Annotated in this window: 16 protein-coding genes and 1 pseudogene; 11 read left to right on the top strand and 6 right to left on the bottom strand. The window is 57.0% G+C overall.

All coding sequences use genetic code 11. The annotated features are described in order from the left end of the window. Positions 1-4: 4 nt before the first annotated feature. Positions 5-769, top strand: a pseudogene (locus ACOTXR_RS08265) (SDR family oxidoreductase). A 60-nt stretch (positions 770-829) separates the two neighbouring features. Here the strand turns inward: ACOTXR_RS08265 and ACOTXR_RS08260 are convergent. Then, positions 830-1,402, bottom strand: a complete 573-nt coding sequence (locus ACOTXR_RS08260) for a DedA family protein (protein WP_023338535.1) — start codon at positions 1,400-1,402, stop codon at positions 830-832. 157 nt (positions 1,403-1,559) lie between these two features. Between ACOTXR_RS08260 and ACOTXR_RS08255 the strand changes: the two genes are divergently transcribed. Beyond that, the gene (locus ACOTXR_RS08255; RefSeq protein ID WP_014884553.1) at positions 1,560-2,147 is read left to right on the top strand and encodes a Yip1 family protein; all 588 of its coding nucleotides are present in this window, start codon (positions 1,560-1,562) and stop codon (positions 2,145-2,147) included. Positions 2,148-2,314: 167 nt separating this feature from the next. Continuing rightward, positions 2,315-3,238 carry a D-alanyl-D-alanine endopeptidase gene (gene pbpG, locus ACOTXR_RS08250; protein ID WP_014884552.1) on the top strand — a complete coding sequence of 308 codons (924 nt, stop codon included), beginning with the start codon at positions 2,315-2,317 and terminating at the stop codon, positions 3,236-3,238. Between the two features lie 93 nt (positions 3,239-3,331). Here pbpG and ACOTXR_RS08245 read toward each other — a convergent pair whose 3' ends face one another. Both ACOTXR_RS08245 and dld read right to left on the bottom strand, forming a co-directional pair. Next, a complete protein-coding gene (locus ACOTXR_RS08245; RefSeq protein WP_014884551.1) occupies positions 3,332-3,886 on the bottom strand; it encodes a GNAT family N-acetyltransferase in 555 nt (184 codons plus the stop codon). A 112-nt stretch (positions 3,887-3,998) separates the two neighbouring features. Beyond that, the gene (dld, locus tag ACOTXR_RS08240) at positions 3,999-5,747 is read right to left on the bottom strand and encodes a D-lactate dehydrogenase (RefSeq protein WP_222834592.1); all 1,749 of its coding nucleotides are present in this window, start codon (positions 5,745-5,747) and stop codon (positions 3,999-4,001) included. A 187-nt stretch (positions 5,748-5,934) separates the two neighbouring features. On the opposite strand from dld, the gene bglX reads away from it, so the two are divergent. From bglX to ACOTXR_RS08215, 5 genes are all read left to right on the top strand, one after another. Continuing rightward, complete coding sequence (bglX, locus tag ACOTXR_RS08235) at positions 5,935-8,232, top strand: beta-glucosidase BglX (protein WP_023338534.1); 2,298 nt, start codon at positions 5,935-5,937, stop codon at positions 8,230-8,232. A gap of 147 nt (positions 8,233-8,379) precedes the next feature. Then, complete coding sequence (gene osmF / locus ACOTXR_RS08230) at positions 8,380-9,297, top strand: glycine betaine ABC transporter substrate-binding protein OsmF (protein WP_014884549.1); 918 nt, start codon at positions 8,380-8,382, stop codon at positions 9,295-9,297. 12 nt (positions 9,298-9,309) lie between these two features. Next, positions 9,310-10,467, top strand: coding sequence for an ABC transporter permease (locus tag ACOTXR_RS08225; RefSeq protein WP_023338532.1), 1,158 nt, complete (start codon positions 9,310-9,312; stop codon positions 10,465-10,467). Beyond that, positions 10,460-11,410, top strand: coding sequence for an ABC transporter ATP-binding protein (locus tag ACOTXR_RS08220; protein WP_014884547.1), 951 nt, complete (start codon positions 10,460-10,462; stop codon positions 11,408-11,410). Before ACOTXR_RS08225 ends, ACOTXR_RS08220 begins: the two co-directional genes overlap by 8 nt. Continuing rightward, on the top strand, positions 11,394-12,131 hold the full coding sequence (locus ACOTXR_RS08215; RefSeq protein ID WP_014884546.1) for an ABC transporter permease: 738 nt from the start codon (positions 11,394-11,396) through the stop codon (positions 12,129-12,131). The genes ACOTXR_RS08220 and ACOTXR_RS08215 overlap by 17 nt, the downstream gene beginning before the upstream one ends. Here the strand turns inward: ACOTXR_RS08215 and ACOTXR_RS08210 are convergent. Together ACOTXR_RS08210 and mlrA are read right to left on the bottom strand one after the other, a co-directional pair. Further along, the gene (locus tag ACOTXR_RS08210; protein WP_010433613.1) at positions 12,106-12,219 is read right to left on the bottom strand and encodes a protein YohO; all 114 of its coding nucleotides are present in this window, start codon (positions 12,217-12,219) and stop codon (positions 12,106-12,108) included. The genes ACOTXR_RS08215 and ACOTXR_RS08210 overlap by 26 nt on opposite strands. Before the next feature lie 69 nt (positions 12,220-12,288). After that, the gene (mlrA, locus tag ACOTXR_RS08205) at positions 12,289-13,029 is read right to left on the bottom strand and encodes an HTH-type transcriptional regulator MlrA (protein WP_014884545.1); all 741 of its coding nucleotides are present in this window, start codon (positions 13,027-13,029) and stop codon (positions 12,289-12,291) included. Positions 13,030-13,246: 217 nt separating this feature from the next. Here mlrA and ACOTXR_RS08200 point away from each other — a divergent pair, with 217 nt between their 5' ends. From ACOTXR_RS08200 to ACOTXR_RS08190, 3 genes are read left to right on the top strand one after another with little or no spacing between them, the layout of a single operon-like run. Next, positions 13,247-14,932, top strand: a complete 1,686-nt coding sequence (locus tag ACOTXR_RS08200) for a sensor histidine kinase (protein ID WP_014884544.1) — start codon at positions 13,247-13,249, stop codon at positions 14,930-14,932. Further along, positions 14,926-15,645, top strand: coding sequence for a two-component system response regulator BtsR (gene btsR, locus ACOTXR_RS08195; protein ID WP_014884543.1), 720 nt, complete (start codon positions 14,926-14,928; stop codon positions 15,643-15,645). Before ACOTXR_RS08200 ends, btsR begins: the two co-directional genes overlap by 7 nt. A gap of 46 nt (positions 15,646-15,691) precedes the next feature. Further along, positions 15,692-16,162 (top strand): DUF1456 family protein, encoded by a 471-nt coding sequence (locus ACOTXR_RS08190; RefSeq protein WP_014884542.1) that lies wholly within the window; start codon positions 15,692-15,694, stop codon positions 16,160-16,162. 94 nt (positions 16,163-16,256) lie between these two features. Here the strand turns inward: ACOTXR_RS08190 and metG are convergent, their stop codons facing one another. After that, on the bottom strand, positions 16,257-18,290 hold the full coding sequence (gene metG / locus ACOTXR_RS08185; RefSeq protein WP_023337540.1) for a methionine--tRNA ligase: 2,034 nt from the start codon (positions 18,288-18,290) through the stop codon (positions 16,257-16,259). Positions 18,291-18,355: the final 65 nt, after the last annotated feature.

The raw sequence follows: 18,355 nt of genomic DNA, 5'->3' as shown, positions 1-18,355 counted from the left end.
GAGTATGACCAGAGTAGCGATTGTTACCGCATCGGATTCCGGGATCGGTAAAACCACGGCCCTGATGCTGGCAGAGCGCGGGTTTGATATTGGCATTACCTGGCATTCTGATGAAAAAGGTGCGCTGGAAACCTGCCGTGAAGTGGAAGCGAAGGGGCAGCGAGCAGAGGCTGTCCATCTCGATTTAAGCACGCTCCCGGAAGGTGCTGAAGCCATTGACGTGCTGATTGCGCGTTTCGGTCGGCTGGACGTGCTGGTTAACAATGCCGGGGCGATGACCAAAGCGCCCTTCCTGGAGATGCCGTTTGACGACTGGCGGAACATCTTCACCGTCGACGTGGACGGTGCGTTTCTCTGTTCGCAGATTGCGGCACGGCAGATGGTGAAGCAGGGGTAAGGGGGGCGAATTGTCAACATTACCTCGGTACATGAGCACACGCCGCTGCCGGAGGCCAGCGCCTACACCGCTGCGAAACATGCGCTCGGCGGCCTGACCAAATCCATGGCGATAGAACTGGTTAAGCACAACATTCTGGTGAACGCCGTTGCGCCGGGTGCCATTGCCACACCCATGAACGATATGGACGACTGCGAAGTGAAAGAAGGCTCAATGCCGGAAATCCCACTGGCGCGCCCCGGACATACGAGAGAAATCGCCAGCCTGGTGGCGTGGCTGTGCGACAGCGACGCCAGCTATACCACCGGGCAATCGTTTATCGTTGACGGGGGTTTTATGCTGGCGAATCCGCAGTTTAAGCCGGAGGGATAGCTACTTTTTGCCCTCTCCCTGTGGGAGAGGGTGAGGGGCAGGGCATCAGGCCGCATCCGGCTACGCCTCATCCCGCGCCTTTTCCCGATGTTTCAGCCACAGCCTGACGCCAATCACCGCCACAACCACGACAAGCAACCATGCCCAGTGCTTCAGATGCTGGTCGAGATTATGCAGCCACGGACCTATCACCTCGCCTCCCACGTAACCGAGCGTCGTAAAGATTAGCGCCCAGGCAATGGCGCCAAGAATATTCAGCGGCAGGAAAATTTTCGGCGGCAGACGGCTGGCGCCAATCAGTATCGGCCCGATTATCCTGAAGCCGTACATAAAACGGGTGCCAATGACGAACAGGTAAGGGTGGCGCTGGATCAGGCGCTGCGCGCGGTTAATTTTCTTTTTGTGTTTAGCGAAACGCTTGAGAAGCGTCGGACCAAAGCGCAGACCCAGAAAGTAGAGTAGCTGATCGCCAATCATGCCGCCCAGCGCGACCGCAGCGACGACCAGCGGAAATTTCAGTAAGCCCTGATGCGCGGCGACGCCGCCTAACAGCGTGATGGTTTCACCTTCTGCCACGCTACCAATGACCAGCGCGGCATAGCCATATTGTTCAATGAGTGCGTTAATATCCATTACGTAAATGTTATCTCCCTCAGCGTACCTCGTTTAATCATATACCCCATGAATCAACAGCGGGGAAATCAACGGAAATTTCCCACTGTACATAAAATAATCTAAAGCCTGCATTATACTTAAGGTATCGCTGACGGGCCGACAACAAGGGGGCGCTATGAACCATGTCTGGGGACTTTTCTCCCATCCCGATCGTGAAATGCATGTCATCAAAAGTGAGAACGAAACGGTCTCGCATCATTACACCCACCATGTGCTGCTGATGGCCGCGGTGCCGGTAATATGCGCGTTTATTGGCACAACACAAATCGGCTGGAATTTCGGTGACGGCACCGTGGTTCAGCTTTCCTGGTTTACCGGGCTTTATCTTGCCATTCTCTTTTATGGCCTGATGCTGGCGGGCGTGGCGGTCATGGGGCGTGTCATTCACTGGATGGCACGTAACTATCCGCAACGTCCATCGCTTGCGCGCTGTATGGTCTTCGCTGGATACGTCGCGACCCCGCTGTTCTTAAGCGGTATTGTTGCACTGTATCCACTGGTCTGGTTGTGCGCACTGATCGGTACGATTGCTCTCTGTTACACAGGTTATCTGCTGTATCTGGGGGTTCCAACCTTCCTGAATATCAACAAAGAAGAGGGGCTGAGCTTCTCCAGCTCAACACTGGCTATCGGTGTGCTGGTGCTGGAGGCGTTACTGGCACTGACGGTTATTCTTTGGGGTTATGGATACCGTCTCTTCTAAGCTCACTGCATTGCTGGCGTAAATGCCAGCAATGCAGCATCTGTTCACGATTATCCGCTGGCGACAAAGCACTGTGACGGCTATGATGCCGAAGCCAGCCTGCGTTTATCCGTCGACGCAGGCGGTGTACGTCATTACGTGCGTGAATAATTATCAGAAGTCTCACCATGCTGAAATTCCGAGTCTCTTTACTTAGCCTTGCGCTGTTGCTGGGGGCGTCCGCTGCTGTGCCAGCCGTCGCTAAAACGCCCGCGGTGACCACTGCTGCTGCCCAGCCGCAAATTGCATCCGGCAGCGCGATGATTGTCGACCTCAACACCAATAAGGTGATTTACGCCAGCCATCCGGACCTGGTGCGCCCGATCGCTTCAATAACCAAATTAATGACCGCGATGGTGGTGCTTGATGCCCATCTGCCGCTGGACGAAAAACTGAAAGTGGATATCAGCCACACGCCAGAGATGAAAGGGATCTACTCTCGCGTGCGCCTGAACAGCGAAATCAGCCGTAAAAACATGCTGCTGCTGGCGCTGATGTCATCCGAAAACCGTGCGGCCGCGAGCCTGGCACACCACTATCCTGGCGGTTACGACGCGTTTATTCGCGCGATGAACGCCAAAGCCAAAGCGCTGGGGATGAACAATACGCACTATGTTGAACCGACGGGTCTGTCGATTAACAACGTCTCGACGGCCCGCGATCTGACGAAACTGCTGATTGCCAGCAAGCAGTATCCGCTGATTGGCCAGCTCAGCACGACCCGTGAAGAGATGGCGACCTTTGCCAACCCGGCCTATACGCTGCCGTTCCGCAACACTAACCATCTGGTTTACCGGGATAACTGGAACATTCAGCTAACGAAAACCGGATTCACCAACGCGGCAGGACACTGTCTGGTGATGCGTACCGTATTTAACGGTAAGCCGGTGGCGCTGGTGGTGATGGATGCCTTCGGGAAATATACTCACTTTGCGGATGCGAGCCGCCTGCGGACCTGGATTGAGACCGGGAAAGTGCAGCCTGTACCGGCCGCGGCTTTGACGTATAAAAAGCAGAAAGCGGAGCAGATGGCGACGGCGCAGAACGATTAAGTACCTGCGCGCGCTGATGCCCTCACCCCAACCCTCTCCCACAGGGAGAGGGAGAACACACTAAAAACGGTAACCCAGGTTACCGTTTTGCTTTTATTCCGGCAGCGTCCAGTCCCCGTCGTTGAGGGGGCGCTGCATAATCACCGTATCCCGCCAGTCGCCTTTCTTGTATCCCACGCTGCGCAGCTGACCGACAATCTCGAAGCCATGCTTTTTATGCAGCCGCAACGAACCGGCATTGTTATTGCCATCTCCCACTACGGCAATCATCTGCCGCCACGGGCCTTGTTCGCAGCGTGCGATAAGCGCATCCATTAATGCCGTGCCAAAACCGCGGCCGGTGGTGCTGGCGTCCACGTAAATCGACTCTTCCAGGGTATAGCGGTAGGCGTGTCGCGGTCGGTAAGGACTGGCATAGCAGTAACCCACCACGATGCCGCGATACAGCGCGATGAGCCACGGTAAACCGTTCTCAGCCACGCTTTTCATACGCTGGCGCATTTCGTCGATAGTCGGGGGGACTTCTTCAAAGGACGCGCGTCCGTGAAGCACATGCCAGGCATAAATTGCGGTGATGGCATGCACATCATCGGGAAGGGCGTCGCGCACTTCCAGTTCGGTTTCGGATAAAACGTCAACAGCCGACATGATGTGCCTGCTCCTCGTGATCGCATGCCGGAGAAACGTTTCTCCGGCGACAGACCGCTACTCTATTACGATTAACAAGCGCTAAACAATCTCTCAAATTTGGCTGTAGTAATTAATCAGACGCTTGCGTTGAGTGCTGCTCCGCGTCTGGGCTCTCTTTCCAGTATTTCTTCCGCGTTGTTTTACCAATGCCGGGGTTCATGCTGTTTGTAGGGTCATTCTCGCGATAAAACTGCTTAAGTGCGTCAGGAGCTTTATAAAGATGCCCGACGTTGTGTTCCGCAGGATATTGTGCGCCACGCTCGTGAAGAAGGGCGAGCATCTGCTCTTTCAGTTCGTGGGCATCAACCCCTTTTTTGACAATGTAATCCTGATGGAAGACATAGCACATAAAATGGCCGTAATAGAGCTTATGCACCAGCTTGCTGTCGATTTCCGGCGGCAAATGCTCAAACCACTCGGTGTCGTTACGGCGCAGGGCAATATCCAGCGCCAGGATATCTTCCACCTCGTCGGAGTGTACTGCCTGGTAACGGATAGCGGCTCCCGCCGCGGCAAAACGGTGCAGGAAGGCTTTGCTGCCCTCTTCAGGGGTGCAGGCGAAGAAATCCCCTTCGGCGGTTTTGAAGAAGTCGGTAAGCCAGGCCTGCGCTTCGGCAATACCGTCCCCGGCCATTTTCAGCAGCAGATGATGTTCGTACTTATCACGCCAGGTTTTCATTCGCTCCGGCAAATGCGCCGGGAAAACGTTGCCCAGCTTCTGCATAAAGCGGTCGGTGAAGTGAGGTTTGAACAGCGACACTTTCTCCAGCATCGCATCGGTGCGGCCCTTCATGGTGAAGAAGAACGGCATTTTGTCGGTGCCGAGCTTGTCGATCATCAGGAACGTATCTTTGCCGTAACGCTCGGCAATGTCGTAAATGTCCCGATGCATATATTCGCCCGCCACCGGCAGGTGGGTGAATTCGCCCAGAATATGACGACGGATTTCGGTTAACACTTCAGGCTGGTTGGTGCCGATATAAAACACCTGCTGCTTTTTCTCTGCCGGGAAGGTGTCGAGACGCACCGCGAAAACGGCAAGCTTGCCCGCACAGCCGGAGGACTCAAACAGACGGTCCGGGTCGGCGTTATAGCGCGCCGGCGTATCGGCTTCAATATCGCGCACGCGGGTAATGTAGTCATGGTAATGCGCGTGGCGGCCATCGTGCTGAACGTCTTCATCCTTCACGCGATCGTCGTCGAGCTTGCTGAGGATCTGTTCCGGCGTTACGCCCAGGTCGATACCCAGGTGGTTCACCAGCGTCAGCTTGCCGTCTTCATTGATACGGGCAAACAGCGACATCTCGGTGTAAGCCGGGCCGCGCTGCACCAGCGAGCCGCCGGAGTTATTGCAGATCCCACCGACGACCGAGGCGCCAATGCAGGAGGAGCCGATCACCGAATGCGGTTCGCGTCCCAGCGGCTTAAGCGCTTTTTCCAGCGAGTAAAGAGTGGTACCTGGGAAGGCGAGTACCTGCTCGCCTTTATCCAGCAGATGCAGCTTGTCGAGGCGCAGAGTGCTGATAATCACGATGTCACGATCGTAATCGTTGCCGTTCGGCGTAGAACCTTCGGTCAGGCCGGTGTTGGCCGCCTGCATTAATATAATCTTGTCGGCGGCAACGCAGGCGCTCAGCACGCGCCACAGTTCCAGCAGCGTGCCCGGAAAGACCACCGCCAGCGCCTCGCCCTGACCGGAGCGGAACCCCTTACGGTAGCGGGCGGTTTTAGCCGGGTCGGTAAGCAGGTGAGAGGAGCCAACCAGGCGCGACAGTTCGTTAATGAATGTTTTGTTATCGTCAGTTCGAACAGAAGACATCTTCCACTCCTTGTGGTGGGGCAAATTTCTCGCTGTAAAGCATAGCGCGATTAACAGTTTCGCGGTCTACTATTCATGAGAAAAATCAGAGAATAACCCTGCAAGCAAAAGAGGGTTTATGGCACACTGCGCTTTTCGCCCGGACCGGTGGCCTTCTTCCGGCGGTTAATGATGAGAGAGTAACGACATGAGATGGATATGTTCTTTAGGTGTCGCCGTCAGCCTGGCGCTGCAGCCTGCGCTGGCAGATGAATTGTTTGGCAATCACCCGCTTACGCCTGAAGCCCGGGACGCATTTGTCACGGAACTGCTTAAAAAGATGACGGTTGATGAGAAGATCGGCCAGCTGCGTCTGATAAGCGTCGGCCCGGATAACCCGAAAGAGGCCATCCGGGAGATGATCAAAGAAAGCCAGGTGGGCGCCATCTTTAACACCGTCACCCGCCAGGATATCCGCAAAATGCAGGATCAGGTAATGGCGCTTAGCCGCCTGAAGATCCCTCTCTTCTTCGCCTATGACGTGGTACACGGCCAGCGCACCGTCTTCCCTATCAGTCTCGGCCTGGCCTCCTCCTTTAACCTCGATGCGGTGAAAACCGTCGGTCGCGTGTCGGCTTATGAAGCGGCGGATGACGGCCTGAACATGACCTGGGCTCCGATGGTCGATGTCTCGCGCGATCCGCGCTGGGGCCGCGCATCGGAAGGCTTCGGTGAAGATACGTATTTAACCGCCACGATGGGCAAAACCATGGTGGAAGCGATGCAGGGAAAAAGCCCGGCAGACCGCTATTCGGTGATGACCAGCGTCAAACACTTCGCGGCCTATGGCGCAGTGGAGGGCGGTAAAGAGTACAACACTGTCGACATGAGCCCGCAGCGCCTGTTCAACGACTATATGCCGCCGTACAAGGCAGGGCTGGATGCAGGCAGCGGCGCGGTGATGGTGGCGCTTAACTCGCTGAACGGCACGCCGGCGACCTCCGATTCGTGGCTGCTGAAAGACGTGCTGCGTGACCAGTGGGGCTTTAAAGGCATCACCGTGTCTGACCACGGCGCGATTAAAGAGCTGATCAAACACGGCACTGCATCCGACCCGGAAGACGCCGTGCGCGTGGCGCTGAAGTCTGGCATCAACATGAGCATGAGCGATGAATACTACAGCAAATACCTGCCGGGGCTGGTGAAGAGCGGCAAGGTGACGATGGCGGAGCTGGACGATGCCACGCGCCACGTGCTGAACGTGAAATATGACATGGGGTTGTTTAACGATCCTTACAGCCACCTGGGGCCAAAGGATTCCGACCCGGCGGACACCAATGCTGAAAGCCGCCTGCACCGCAAAGAAGCGCGTGATGTGGCGCGCGAAAGCCAGGTGCTGCTGAAGAACCGCCTCGACACGCTGCCGCTGAAAAAATCCGGCACCATTGCCGTGGTGGGCCCACTGGCTGACAGTAAACGCGACGTGATGGGCAGCTGGTCTGCGGCAGGCGTCGCCGATCAGTCCGTGACCGTGCTGACCGGTATCAAGAGCGCCGTCGGTGAAAACGCCAAAGTGGTGTACGCCAAAGGGGCAAACGTCACCAATGATAAAGACATCGTCACCTTCCTCAACCAGTACGAAGAAGCGGTGAAGGTCGATCCGCGCACGCCGAAAGAGATGATCGACGAAGCGGTAAACGCGGCTAAGCAGTCGGACGTTGTTGTCGCGGTCGTGGGCGAAGCGCAGGGGATGGCGCATGAAGCTTCCAGCCGTACCGATATCACTATTCCGCAGAGTCAGCGCGATCTGATTGCCGCCCTGAAAGCCACCGGCAAGCCGCTGGTGCTGGTGCTGATGAACGGTCGTCCGCTGGCGCTGGTGAAAGAAGACCAGCAGGCAGATGCCATTCTGGAAACCTGGTTCGCCGGTACCGAAGGCGGTAACGCTATCGCCGACGTGCTGTTTGGCGATTACAACCCGTCCGGCAAGCTGCCGATGTCCTTCCCGCGCTCCGTCGGGCAGATCCCGGTTTATTACAGCCACCTGAACACCGGTCGCCCGTACAACGCCGACAAGCCGAACAAGTACACGTCACGTTACTTCGATGAAGCCAACGGCCCGCTGTATCCGTTTGGTTATGGTCTGAGCTACACCACCTTCAAGGTCTCCGGGGTGAAAATGTCGGCCCCGACCCTGAAGCGTGATGGCAAAGTGACCGCCAGCGTCGAGGTGACCAACACCGGCAAGCGCGAAGGGGCAACGGTGATTCAGATGTACGTGCAGGATGTCACTGCGTCGATGAGTCGTCCCGTGAAGCAGCTGCGTGGTTTCGAAAAGGTTGACCTTAAGCCGGGTGAAACCAAAACCATCAGCTTCCCGATTGACGTGGATGCGCTGAAGTTCTGGAACCAGCAGATGAAATACGATGCGGAACCCGGCAAATTTAACGTCTTTATCGGGGTGGACTCCGCTCGCGTGAATAAAGGCGAGTTCGAACTGCTGTAACCTTTCCTGCCTTTGCATCCCCCCGTCCTGCGGGGGATGCATCTTACCTTATGCTAAAAAGGCATTTTGACGGTTAATTCTGCCGTTTTAAGCTACGCTTTTCTCTCAAGCCTCTGAAAAAGGCAGCAAAAAAATGAGGATAGCGGAATGACGATTATTAAGGGGATGTTGGGATCGGCGGCATTACTGGCGGCGCTGAGTGTGCCGTTACAGGCGGCGGAGCCGGTAAAAGTGGGTTCCAAGATCGATACCGAAGGCGCGCTGCTCGGGAATATTATTTTGCAGGTGCTGGAAAGCCACGGTCTGAAAACCGTCAATAAAGTCCAGCTCGGCACCACGCCCGTGGTGCGCGGGGCGATTACCTCCGGCGAACTGGATATCTACCCGGAATACACCGGCAACGGGGCATTCTTCTTTAAAGATGAAAACGATCCGGCATGGAAAAACGCCAAAGCCGGGTATGAGAAAGTCAAAAAACTCGACGCGGAACAGAACAAACTGGTCTGGCTGACCCCGGCTCCGGCCAACAATACCTGGACCATCGCTGTGCGCAAAGATGTGGCGGAGAAAGGTAAGCTGACCTCACTGACGGATCTTAGCCGCTACCTGAAAGAGAAGGGTGATTTTAAGCTTGCGGCGTCCGCAGAGTTTATCGAGCGTCCTGACGCGCTGCCCGCGTTCGAAAAAGCCTACGGTTTCAAACTCGACCAGGCGCAGCTGCTCTCTCTGGCGGGCGGGGATACTGCGGTGACCATCAAAGCCGCAGCGCAGCAAACCTCGGGTGTTAATGCGGCCATGGCCTACGGTACCGATGGCCCGGTGGCGGCGCTCGGCCTGCAGACCCTGACCGATCCTAAAGGCGTTCAGCCGATTTACGCCCCGACCCCGGTCGTGCGTGAGGCGGTGCTGAAAGCCCATCCGGAGATTGCCGACTGGCTCAAGCCGGTCTTCGAAAAGCTGGATGAAAAAACGCTGCAGCAGCTGAATGCCAGCATTGCCGTCGAGGGACTGGATGCCAAAAAAGTGGCCGCCGACTTCCTGAAACAACAAGGGCTTGTGAAGTAACGGGAAAGGGCTGTGCCAATAAAATGTCATAACCGCGTACTGCTGCTGTTGGCCTGCACGGCCATCGCGGCGGTCGCGTTACCGTTTGTGAATGTCGCCCCTAACCGCCTGATGTCGGGGGAGGGCAAAGCGCTCTGGCAGGTCTGGCCGTTTACGCCGGGGTGGCTGGCGGCGTCGCTGGGCGCGTGGGTGATCCTGTCGCTCTGGCAGGGACGCCCGGCGCAGTGGCTGACGCTGCTCCTCTCCGAAGGGCTGTTTATTCTCCTGTTCTGGAGCGCCGGACTGGCGGCGACGCATATGGCGTCGGCGGAAAGTCCACTGGCGAGGACCTCTATAGGCAGCGGCCTCTGGCTCTGGCTGGCGCTCTGTTTGCTGGCCTGCAGCGATGCGATTCGTCGACTCATCTCCAGTGCCGTCTGGCGCTGGGTACTGAATGCGCAGATATGGTGTATACCCTTGTTCCTGCTGTTCAGCGGGGAGCTGAACAACCTCTCGCTGTTAAAAGAGTACGCCAACCGCCAGGAGGTATTTGATGATGCCCTGGCGCAACACCTGACGATCCTCTTCGGCACGCTCCTTCCGGCGCTTCTGCTCGGGATTTCGCTGGGCATGTGGTGTTACCGCCATCCTTCCCGCCAGGGCAGCATTTTTGCCGTGCTCAACGTCATCCAGACGATTCCTTCCGTTGCGCTGTTTGGCCTGCTGATTGCCCCGCTGGCCGGGCTGGTGAAGTCGTTTCCGGTGCTGGGCGCGGCAGGCATCGCCGGAACGGGATTAACCCCGGCGCTTATCGCGCTGGTGCTCTATGCACTGTTGCCGCTGGTGCGCGGCGTGGTCGCGGGGTTAAGCCAGGTCGCGCCGGATGTGCTGGAAAGCGCCCATGCCATGGGGATGAGCGCGCGGCAGTGTTTCTGGAAGATACAGCTCCCGCTGGCGCTACCCCTGCTGCTGCGCAGCCTGCGGGTAGTTGCCGTTCAGACCGTGGGCATGGCGGTGATCGCCGCGCTGATTGGCGCGGGTGGCTTTGGTGCGCTGGTGTTCCAGGGGCTGCTGAGCAGTGCTCTCGATTTGGTGTTGCTGGGCGTGGTGCCCACGATTGCGCTGGCGGTGGTTGTCGACGCGCTGTTTGCCTTATGGCTCGCGCTGCTCAGGAGAAGCGCCAATGATTGAATTTCATGATGTCAGTAAAACCTTTGCGGGTCGCCCGGCGGCGAGCCATCTCAACCTGAACTTTGCCGAAGGCGCGTTTTCCGTGCTGATTGGTACGTCAGGGTCGGGAAAATCCACCACGCTGAAGATGATCAACCGTCTGGTCGAGCATGACAGTGGGCTGATCCGCTTTGCCGGGGAAGAGATCCGCAGTCTGCCGGTGCTGGAGTTGCGCCGTCGGATGGGCTATGCCATTCAGTCCATCGGACTGTTTCCCCACTGGACGGTGGCGCAAAACATTGCCACTGTGCTGCAGCTGGAGAAATGGTCGCGGGCTAAAACGGCTGACCGGGTGGAGGAACTGATGTCTCTGCTGGGGTTAGAGCCTGCCCTGCGCGACCGCTATCCGCACCAGCTTTCCGGTGGGCAGCAGCAGCGCGTGGGCGTGGCGCGCGCGCTGGCGGCCAATCCGCAGGTGTTGCTGATGGACGAACCCTTTGGTGCGCTGGATCCAGTGACGCGCGGGGCGCTGCAGACGGAAATGACCCGTATTCACCGCATTCTCGGAAGGACGATTGTCCTCGTGACGCACGATATTGATGAAGCTCTGCGCCTGGCCGACCATCTGGTCCTGATGGATCACGGCGAAGTGGTGCAGCAGGGCGCGCCGCTCGCGCTGCTGACCAGCCCGAAGAACGACTTTGTGCGTGAGTTTTTTGGCCGCAGCGAGCTGGGCGTCAGGTTGCTCTCCCTGCGCACGGTCGGTGATTATATGCGTCGACAGGATACGTCGCTCGCCGGTGAACCGCTACAGGCGCAAATGACCCTGCGGGATGCTCTCTCCGCGTTTGTGGCGCGCCAGTGTGAAGTGCTACCCGTTTCGGATGCCCGGGGGGCACCGTGCGGAAGCTTACATTTTCGCGATCTGCTGGCCGGGGAGGTGACGCGTGAAGGCTCTGCGTGATCCGCTCCTCTGGCTGGTAGCGCTGTTTGTCGCCTTACTGTTTTTGATGCCTCACAGCGCGGTACTGTTCAGCGCACTTTTCCCTGGGCTGCCGCGCCCGGTGTACCAGCAGGAGAGCTTTATTAATCTCGCCGTGGCGCATCTCTGGCTGGTGGCGATCTCCAGTTCTGTCGCGATTGTGCTGGGCACAGGTGCGGGTATCGCGGTGACCCGGCCTGCCGGGCGGGAGTTTCGTCCCCTGGTGGAAACCATCGCGGCTATTGGACAGACGTTTCCGCCGGTGGCGGTGCTGGCCATTGCGGTGCCGGTCATGGGATTTGGTCAGCAGCCTGCGCTTATCGCGCTGATTTTATACGGGGTGTTGCCCATTCTGCAGGGCACGCTGGCGGGTATTGCGGCTGTCCCGGCATCGGTGTTAAGCGTGGCAGAAGGGATGGGGATGAGTCGCTGGCAGCGGCTGCGCAAGGTGGAACTGCCGCTTGCAGCACCGGTTATCATTGCCGGGATCCGCACGTCGGTGATTATTAACATCGGGACGGCGACCATTGCGTCTACGGTGGGGGCCAATACGCTGGGAACGCCGATCATTATCGGCTTAAGCGGGTTTAACACGGCTTATATTGTGCAGGGGGCGGTGCTGGTCGCGCTGGCGGCTATCGTCGTCGACCGCCTTTTTGAGCGGCTGGCGATGTACCTCAGCCGACACCGCCACGAACAATAAACGAGTACCCTGCCAGCATTACGCCGCCGATACCGCTTACGGCCATCAGGACAAAAAGGGTAATCACGGCCAGTTTGGTTGCCTTCATCATGTGCTCCTGTTGTTAACGGAACAATTATACGGTGAAGCGCAGCTGTTAATGAACCATTAAATGCCGTTATGGCTCATCCGGGCCAAGGGAATAAACCGGATACCCATTCTCACGCCATTCCGTCAGCAGCTGTTGCTGCGTGGCGGACGGCACTTCGCCACACCAGACCAGCAGAGTCTGGCCGTCGAAAAACTCAGGCTTAAGCTGCGCCAGCGAGTGCGCAAGGACATCCACGCGCCAGCCCTGTTGGGTGGCAATCCACGCTTCCAGCCACAGGCGGGTGGTGTCGTGCACGTTCCAGCCGACCACCAGCGCATCTTTTCCGGCCTTGTTCTTCGCCGAGGCGAGGCAGACGGCAATGTAGTTAATCAGCACGCCGTCGAGCATGCTGAGCAGCGCCTGCAGGGTGGACTGCTGGCATTGCAGGCGTCGACGGAGCGGAATGAAAAGATGGGCGATGAGCGTCTGTGCCGGATAATCGCGGCCCTGCTCTTTGATCCATGCGCGCAGGCGCTGCACATTACCCGCCTGCAGGAGCCGCAGCAGGGTTTCCTGCTGTTCGCGCCAGAGGTGCTGCGTGTCCGGGTCGTCGTGGCTCAGCAAGGACTTCACTTTACCGACCTGCACGCCGTTGTCTATCCAGCTTTTAATTTCGCGGATCCGGTCGATATCGGCATCGTTGAACAGGCGATGTCCGCCGTCCGTTCTCTGCGGTTTAAGCAATCCATACCGTCGCTGCCACGCCCGTAGGGTAACGGGATTGATATCACAAAGGAGTGCCACTTCACCTATCGTGTAAAGCGCCATATTTGCCCCCTAGCTTACGCGTTCCCAGCTTAACTGTAGACCCACTTTGCCGAACCAGGAAGGATTGATTGATTTTTGAACAAATAATGCGAAGGATGCGCGATGATCGGAAAAAGGTGTGATAACGGACACGATTTTGCGCTTTTTTGGGATGCTTCAAAGAAAGCAAACCTGCAACAGTGTATGTTACGCGTTTTTAGCGTGTGCGGTTTTGAGTATGTACGAGTTTAATCTGGTGCTGCTGTTGCTTCAGCAGATGTGCGTGTTTCTGGTCATCGCCTGGCTGATGAGCAAAACGCGTCTTTTTATCCCGCTGATGCAGGTCACCGTACGTCTGCCGCATAAGCTGCTCTGCTACGTCACCTTCTCTATTTTTTGCATAATGGGGACTTATTTTGGTCTTCATATCGAAGATTCTATCGCCAATACGCGCGCGATCGGCGCGGTGATGGGTGGGCTGCTTGGCGGCCCCGTCGTCGGTGGCCTTGTGGGGTTAACCGGCGGGCTGCATCGTTATTCCATGGGCGGGATGACGGCGCTCAGCTGTATGATCTCTACGATCGTGGAAGGGCTGCTTGGCGGCCTGGTACACAGCTACATGATCAAGCGTGGTCGCCCGGATAAAGTCTTTAGCCCGCTCACTGCCGGGGCGATCACCTTTGTGGCCGAAATGGCGCAGATGGCGATCATCCTGCTGATTGCCCGTCCCTTTGACGATGCGCTGCACCTGGTCAGCAGTATTGCGGCCCCGATGATGGTGACTAACACCGTCGGCGCGGCGCTGTTTATGCGCATTCTGCTTGATAAACGCGCCATGTTTGAGAAGTACACCTCGGCCTTTTCTGCCACGGCGTTGAAGGTTGCCGCCTCGACCGAAGGGATCCTGCGCCAGGGGTTCAACGAGGAGAACAGCATGAAGGTGGCGCAGGTGCTCTACAAAGAGCTCGATATCGGCGCGGTCGCCATCACCGATCGCGAAAAGCTGCTGGCGTTTACCGGCACCGGAGACGATCACCATCTGCCAGGCAAACCTATCTCCTCAACCTATACGCTGCGGGCCATTGAAACCGGCGAAGTAGTGTATGCCGATGGTAACGAAGTGCCTTATCGCTGCTCGCTGCATCCGCAGTGTAAGCTGGGCTCCACGCTGGTCATTCCGCTGCGCGGTGAAAATCAGCGGGTGATGGGCACCATCAAGCTGTATGAGGCGAAAAACCGCCTGTTCAGCTCCATCAACCGCACGCTGGGGGAGGGGATCGCTCAGCTGCTGTCAGCGCAAATCCTCGCCGGGCAGTATGAACGGCAGAAAGCCCTGTTAACGCAGTCTGAGATTAAGCTCCTGCATGCGCAGGTTAATCCGCATTTCCTGTTTAATGCCCTGAATACGCTTAAAGCGGTGATCCGCCGCGACAGCGATCAGGCCGCGCAGCTGGTGCAGTTTCTGTCGACCTTTTTCCGCAAGAACCTGAAACGTCCGTCAGAGATAGTGACCCTGTCCGATGAGATTGAGCACGTGAACGCCTATCTGCAGATTGAGCAGGCGCGTTTCCAGTCTCGCCTGCAGGTGTCGCTTTCCGTCCCGGATGACCTGGCGTATCAGCATCTTCCGGCCTTTACCCTGCAGCCTATCGTGGAAAATGCCATCAAACATGGAACTTCGCAGCTGCTCGGGATCGGAGAGATCACGATTGCTGCCAGCCGTTTTAACCATCATCTGGTGCTGGATATTGAAGATAATGCCGGGCTTTATCAGCCTTCCACGTCGGGCGGGCTAGGGATGAGCCTGGTGGATAAACGTCTGCGTGCCCACTTTGGCGACGACTGCGGTATTACCGTGGCCTGTGAGCCGGACCGATTTACCCGTATTACCGTTCGACTGCCGCTGGAGGAAAACGCATGTTAAGAGTGCTGATTGTGGATGATGAGCCGCTGGCACGGGAAAACCTGCGCGTTCTGCTGCAGGAGCAGCCAGATATTGAGGTTGTGGGAGAGTGTGCGAACGCCATTGAGGCCATTGGTGCCGTGCATAAGTTGCGCCCTGACGTGCTGTTCCTCGACATTCAAATGCCGCGTATCAGCGGGCTGGAAATGGTGGGTATGCTCGACCCGGCGCATCGTCCCTACATCGTGTTTCTGACGGCCTTCGACGAGTATGCCGTTAAGGCTTTTGAGGAGCACGCGTTTGATTATTTACTCAAGCCGATTGAAGAGAAGCGGCTGGAAAAGACCCTGAACCGGTTACGCCAGGAGCGAACCGTCCAGGATGTCACGCTGCTGCCAGAGAACCAGCAGCCGCTGAAATTTATCCCGTGCACCGGGCACAGCCGAATCTATCTTTTGCAGATGGATGATGTGGCCTTCGTGAGTAGCCGACTGAGCGGCGTGTTTGTCACCAGTGCAGAAGGAAATGAAGGGTTTACCGAACTGACTCTGCGCACGCTGGAGAGCCGCACGCCGCTGATCCGCTGCCATCGTCAGTATCTGGTGAACATGGCGCATCTGAAAGAGATCCGCCTGGAAGACAACGGCCAGGCCGAGCTGGTCCTGCGCGCCGGGCAGACTGTTCCCGTCAGCCGCCGCTATCTGAAAAGTTTGAAAGAGGCGATTGGCCTATAAAGCTGGTACACTGCGCGCCATTGCATCATCGACATTCGAAGGCTCTATGCTCAGTAACGATATTCTCCGTAGCCTGCGCTACACCCTGAAAGCAAACAACAACGACATGGTGCGCATTCTTGCACTGTCTGACATGGAATCCACGTCTGCAGGCTTTGACACCTGGATGACCAAAGAAGATGAAGAGGGCTTCGTGCGCTGCCCCGACATCATTTTGTCGGGTTTCCTGAACGGTCTGATTTATGACAAGCGTGGCAAAGATGAGTCCGCCCCGGAGCTGGCGCTGGAGCGTCGCGTGAACAACAACACGGTATTGAAAAAGCTGCGCATCGCGTTCTCGCTGAAAACGGACGATATTGTGGCGATCATGACGGAGCAAAAATACCGCGTATCCGTGCCGGAAGTGACTGCCATGATGCGCGCGCCGGACCACAAAAACTACCGCGAATGCGGCGATCAGTTTCTGCGTAATTTTCTGCGCGGGCTGACCCACCGGGTGCATCACCCTAAAGCGTAAAGACGGCATGGGTGCGGCCTGATGCCCTCACCCCGACCCTCTCCCACAGGGAGAGGGAGAACAAAAAAGCCGGAGATAATCTCCGGCTTTTTTGTTATTTCACCTGCTGACCCGGCTTCGCGCCTTCGTCAGGGCTTAACAGGAAAATGTCTTTCCCTCCGGGGCCTGCGGCCATCACCATCCCCTCAGAGATGCCGAAGCGCATTTTACGCGGTGCCAGGTTCGCCACCATCACGGTCTGACGGCCAATCAGCACCTGTGGATCCGGGTAGGCTGAACGGATGCCGGAGAAGACGTTGCGCTTCTCGCCGCCCAGATCAAGCGTCAGGCGCAGCAGCTTGTCAGAGCCTTCCACGAATTCCGCGTTTTCAATCAGCGCTACGCGCAGGTCAACTTTGGCGAAATCGTCAAAGGTGATGGTTTCCTGAATCGGATCGTCCGCCAGCGGGCCGGTCACCGGTGCTGTAGCGGCCTTCACCTCTTCTTTAGAGGCTTCGACCAGGGCTTCAACCTGCTTCATCTCAATGCGGTTATACAGCGCTTTGAAGGTGTTCACCTTGTGGCTGAGCAGCGGCTGCTGGATAGCATCCCAGGTCAGTTCGGTGTTCAGGAAGGCTTCAGCACGCGCGGCCAGCTGCGGCAGAACCGGTTTCAGCCAGGTCATCAGCACGCGGAACATGTTCAGACCCATGGTGCAGATCGCCTGCAGGTCGGCGTCGCGGCCTTCCTGTTTGGCAACCACCCATGGCGCCTGCTCGTCTACATAGCGGTTGGCAACATCTGCCAGCGCCATGATTTCACGAATGGCTTTACCGAATTCACGGCTTTCCCACGCTTCGCCAACCGCAGCGGCGGCGTCAGTGAAGGTTTTATACAGCTCAGGATCGGCCAGCTCTGCGGAGAGCACGCCGTCAAAGCGTTTGGCGATAAAGCCTGCGTTACGGGATGCCAGGTTCACCACCTTGTTGACGATGTCCGCGTTCACGCGCTGGACGAAATCTTCCAGGTTCAGGTCAATGTCGTCGATGCGAGAGGAGAGCTTCGCCGTGTAGTAGTAGCGCAGGCTATCCGCGTCGAAGTGGTTCAGCCAGGTGCTGGCTTTAATGAACGTCCCGCGAGATTTAGACATCTTCGCGCCGTTAACCGTCACGTAGCCGTGCACGAACAGGTTGGTCGGCTTGCGGAAGTTGCTGCCTTCCAGCATTGCTGGCCAGAACAGACTGTGGAAGTAAACGATGTCTTTACCGATGAAGTGATACAGCTCGGCAGTGGAATCTTTCTTCCAGTATTCGTCGAAGCTGACGGTGTCGCCACGCTTGTCGCACAGGTTCTTGAAGGAGCCCATGTAGCCGATTGGTGCGTCCAGCCAGACGTAGAAGTATTTGCCCGGTGCGTTCGGGATTTCGAAGCCGAAGTACGGCGCATCGCGGGAGATATCCCACTGTTGCAGACCGGATTCGAACCACTCCTGCATCTTGTTCGCCACCTGCTCCTGCAGCGCGCCGCTGCGGGTCCACGCCTGCAGCATTTCGCTGAAGGATGGCAGGTCAAAGAAGAAGTGCTCGGAATCACGCATCACAGGCGTAGCGCCGGACACCACGGATTTCGGCTCGATAAGCTCAGTCGGGCTGTAAGTTGCGCCACACACTTCGCAGTTATCGCCGTACTGATCCGGTGATTTGCATTTCGGGCAGGTGCCTTTGACGAAACGGTCCGGCAGGAACATGCCTTTTTCCGGATCGTACAGCTGAGAGATGGTGCGGTTTTTGATAAAACCGTTCTCTTTCAGACGCGTGTAGATTAGCTCTGACAGCTCACGGTTCTCGTCGCTGTGGGTGGAGTGATAGTTGTCATAGCTGATGTCAAAGCCAGCAAAATCGGTCTGATGCTCCTGACTCATTTCGGCAATCATCTGTTCCGGGGAGATACCCAGCTGCTGCGCTTTTAGCATGATCGGCGTGCCGTGAGCATCGTCTGCACAGATGAAGTTTACCTCGTGGCCGCGCATTCGCTGGTAACGGACCCAGACATCAGCCTGGATATGCTCCAGCATGTGGCCGAGGTGGATTGAGCCGTTGGCGTACGGCAGGGCGCACGTTACCAGAATTTTTTTCGCGACTTGAGTCATAGTAGGCATTACTTCTTTTAACTGTGAAAAGGGTTTTCGATATTACCAAAAGGGGCATTATTAAG

Source organism: Enterobacter cloacae complex sp. IR53030, assembly GCF_049238365.1.
GTDB lineage: Bacteria > Pseudomonadota > Gammaproteobacteria > Enterobacterales > Enterobacteriaceae > Enterobacter > Enterobacter kobei.
Note: the sequence above shows the minus strand (reverse complement) of the source record. Positions and strands in the feature narration are given on the sequence as shown.

Coding starts and splice junctions, on each gene's coding strand:
- ACOTXR_RS08260 (WP_023338535.1), bottom strand. CDS start 1,402: ATGGATATTAACGCACTCATTGAACAATATGGCTATGCCGCGCTGGTC.
- ACOTXR_RS08255 (WP_014884553.1), top strand. CDS start 1,560: ATGAACCATGTCTGGGGACTTTTCTCCCATCCCGATCGTGAAATGCAT.
- pbpG (WP_014884552.1), top strand. CDS start 2,315: ATGCTGAAATTCCGAGTCTCTTTACTTAGCCTTGCGCTGTTGCTGGGG.
- ACOTXR_RS08245 (WP_014884551.1), bottom strand. CDS start 3,886: ATGTCGGCTGTTGACGTTTTATCCGAAACCGAACTGGAAGTGCGCGAC.
- dld (WP_222834592.1), bottom strand. CDS start 5,747: ATGTCTTCTGTTCGAACTGACGATAACAAAACATTCATTAACGAACTG.
- bglX (WP_023338534.1), top strand. CDS start 5,935: ATGAGATGGATATGTTCTTTAGGTGTCGCCGTCAGCCTGGCGCTGCAG.
- osmF (WP_014884549.1), top strand. CDS start 8,380: ATGACGATTATTAAGGGGATGTTGGGATCGGCGGCATTACTGGCGGCG.
- ACOTXR_RS08220 (WP_014884547.1), top strand. CDS start 10,460: ATGATTGAATTTCATGATGTCAGTAAAACCTTTGCGGGTCGCCCGGCG.
- ACOTXR_RS08210 (WP_010433613.1), bottom strand. CDS start 12,219: ATGAAGGCAACCAAACTGGCCGTGATTACCCTTTTTGTCCTGATGGCC.
- mlrA (WP_014884545.1), bottom strand. CDS start 13,029: ATGGCGCTTTACACGATAGGTGAAGTGGCACTCCTTTGTGATATCAAT.
- ACOTXR_RS08200 (WP_014884544.1), top strand. CDS start 13,247: ATGTACGAGTTTAATCTGGTGCTGCTGTTGCTTCAGCAGATGTGCGTG.
- btsR (WP_014884543.1), top strand. CDS start 14,926: ATGTTAAGAGTGCTGATTGTGGATGATGAGCCGCTGGCACGGGAAAAC.
- ACOTXR_RS08190 (WP_014884542.1), top strand. CDS start 15,692: ATGCTCAGTAACGATATTCTCCGTAGCCTGCGCTACACCCTGAAAGCA.
- metG (WP_023337540.1), bottom strand. CDS start 18,290: ATGACTCAAGTCGCGAAAAAAATTCTGGTAACGTGCGCCCTGCCGTAC.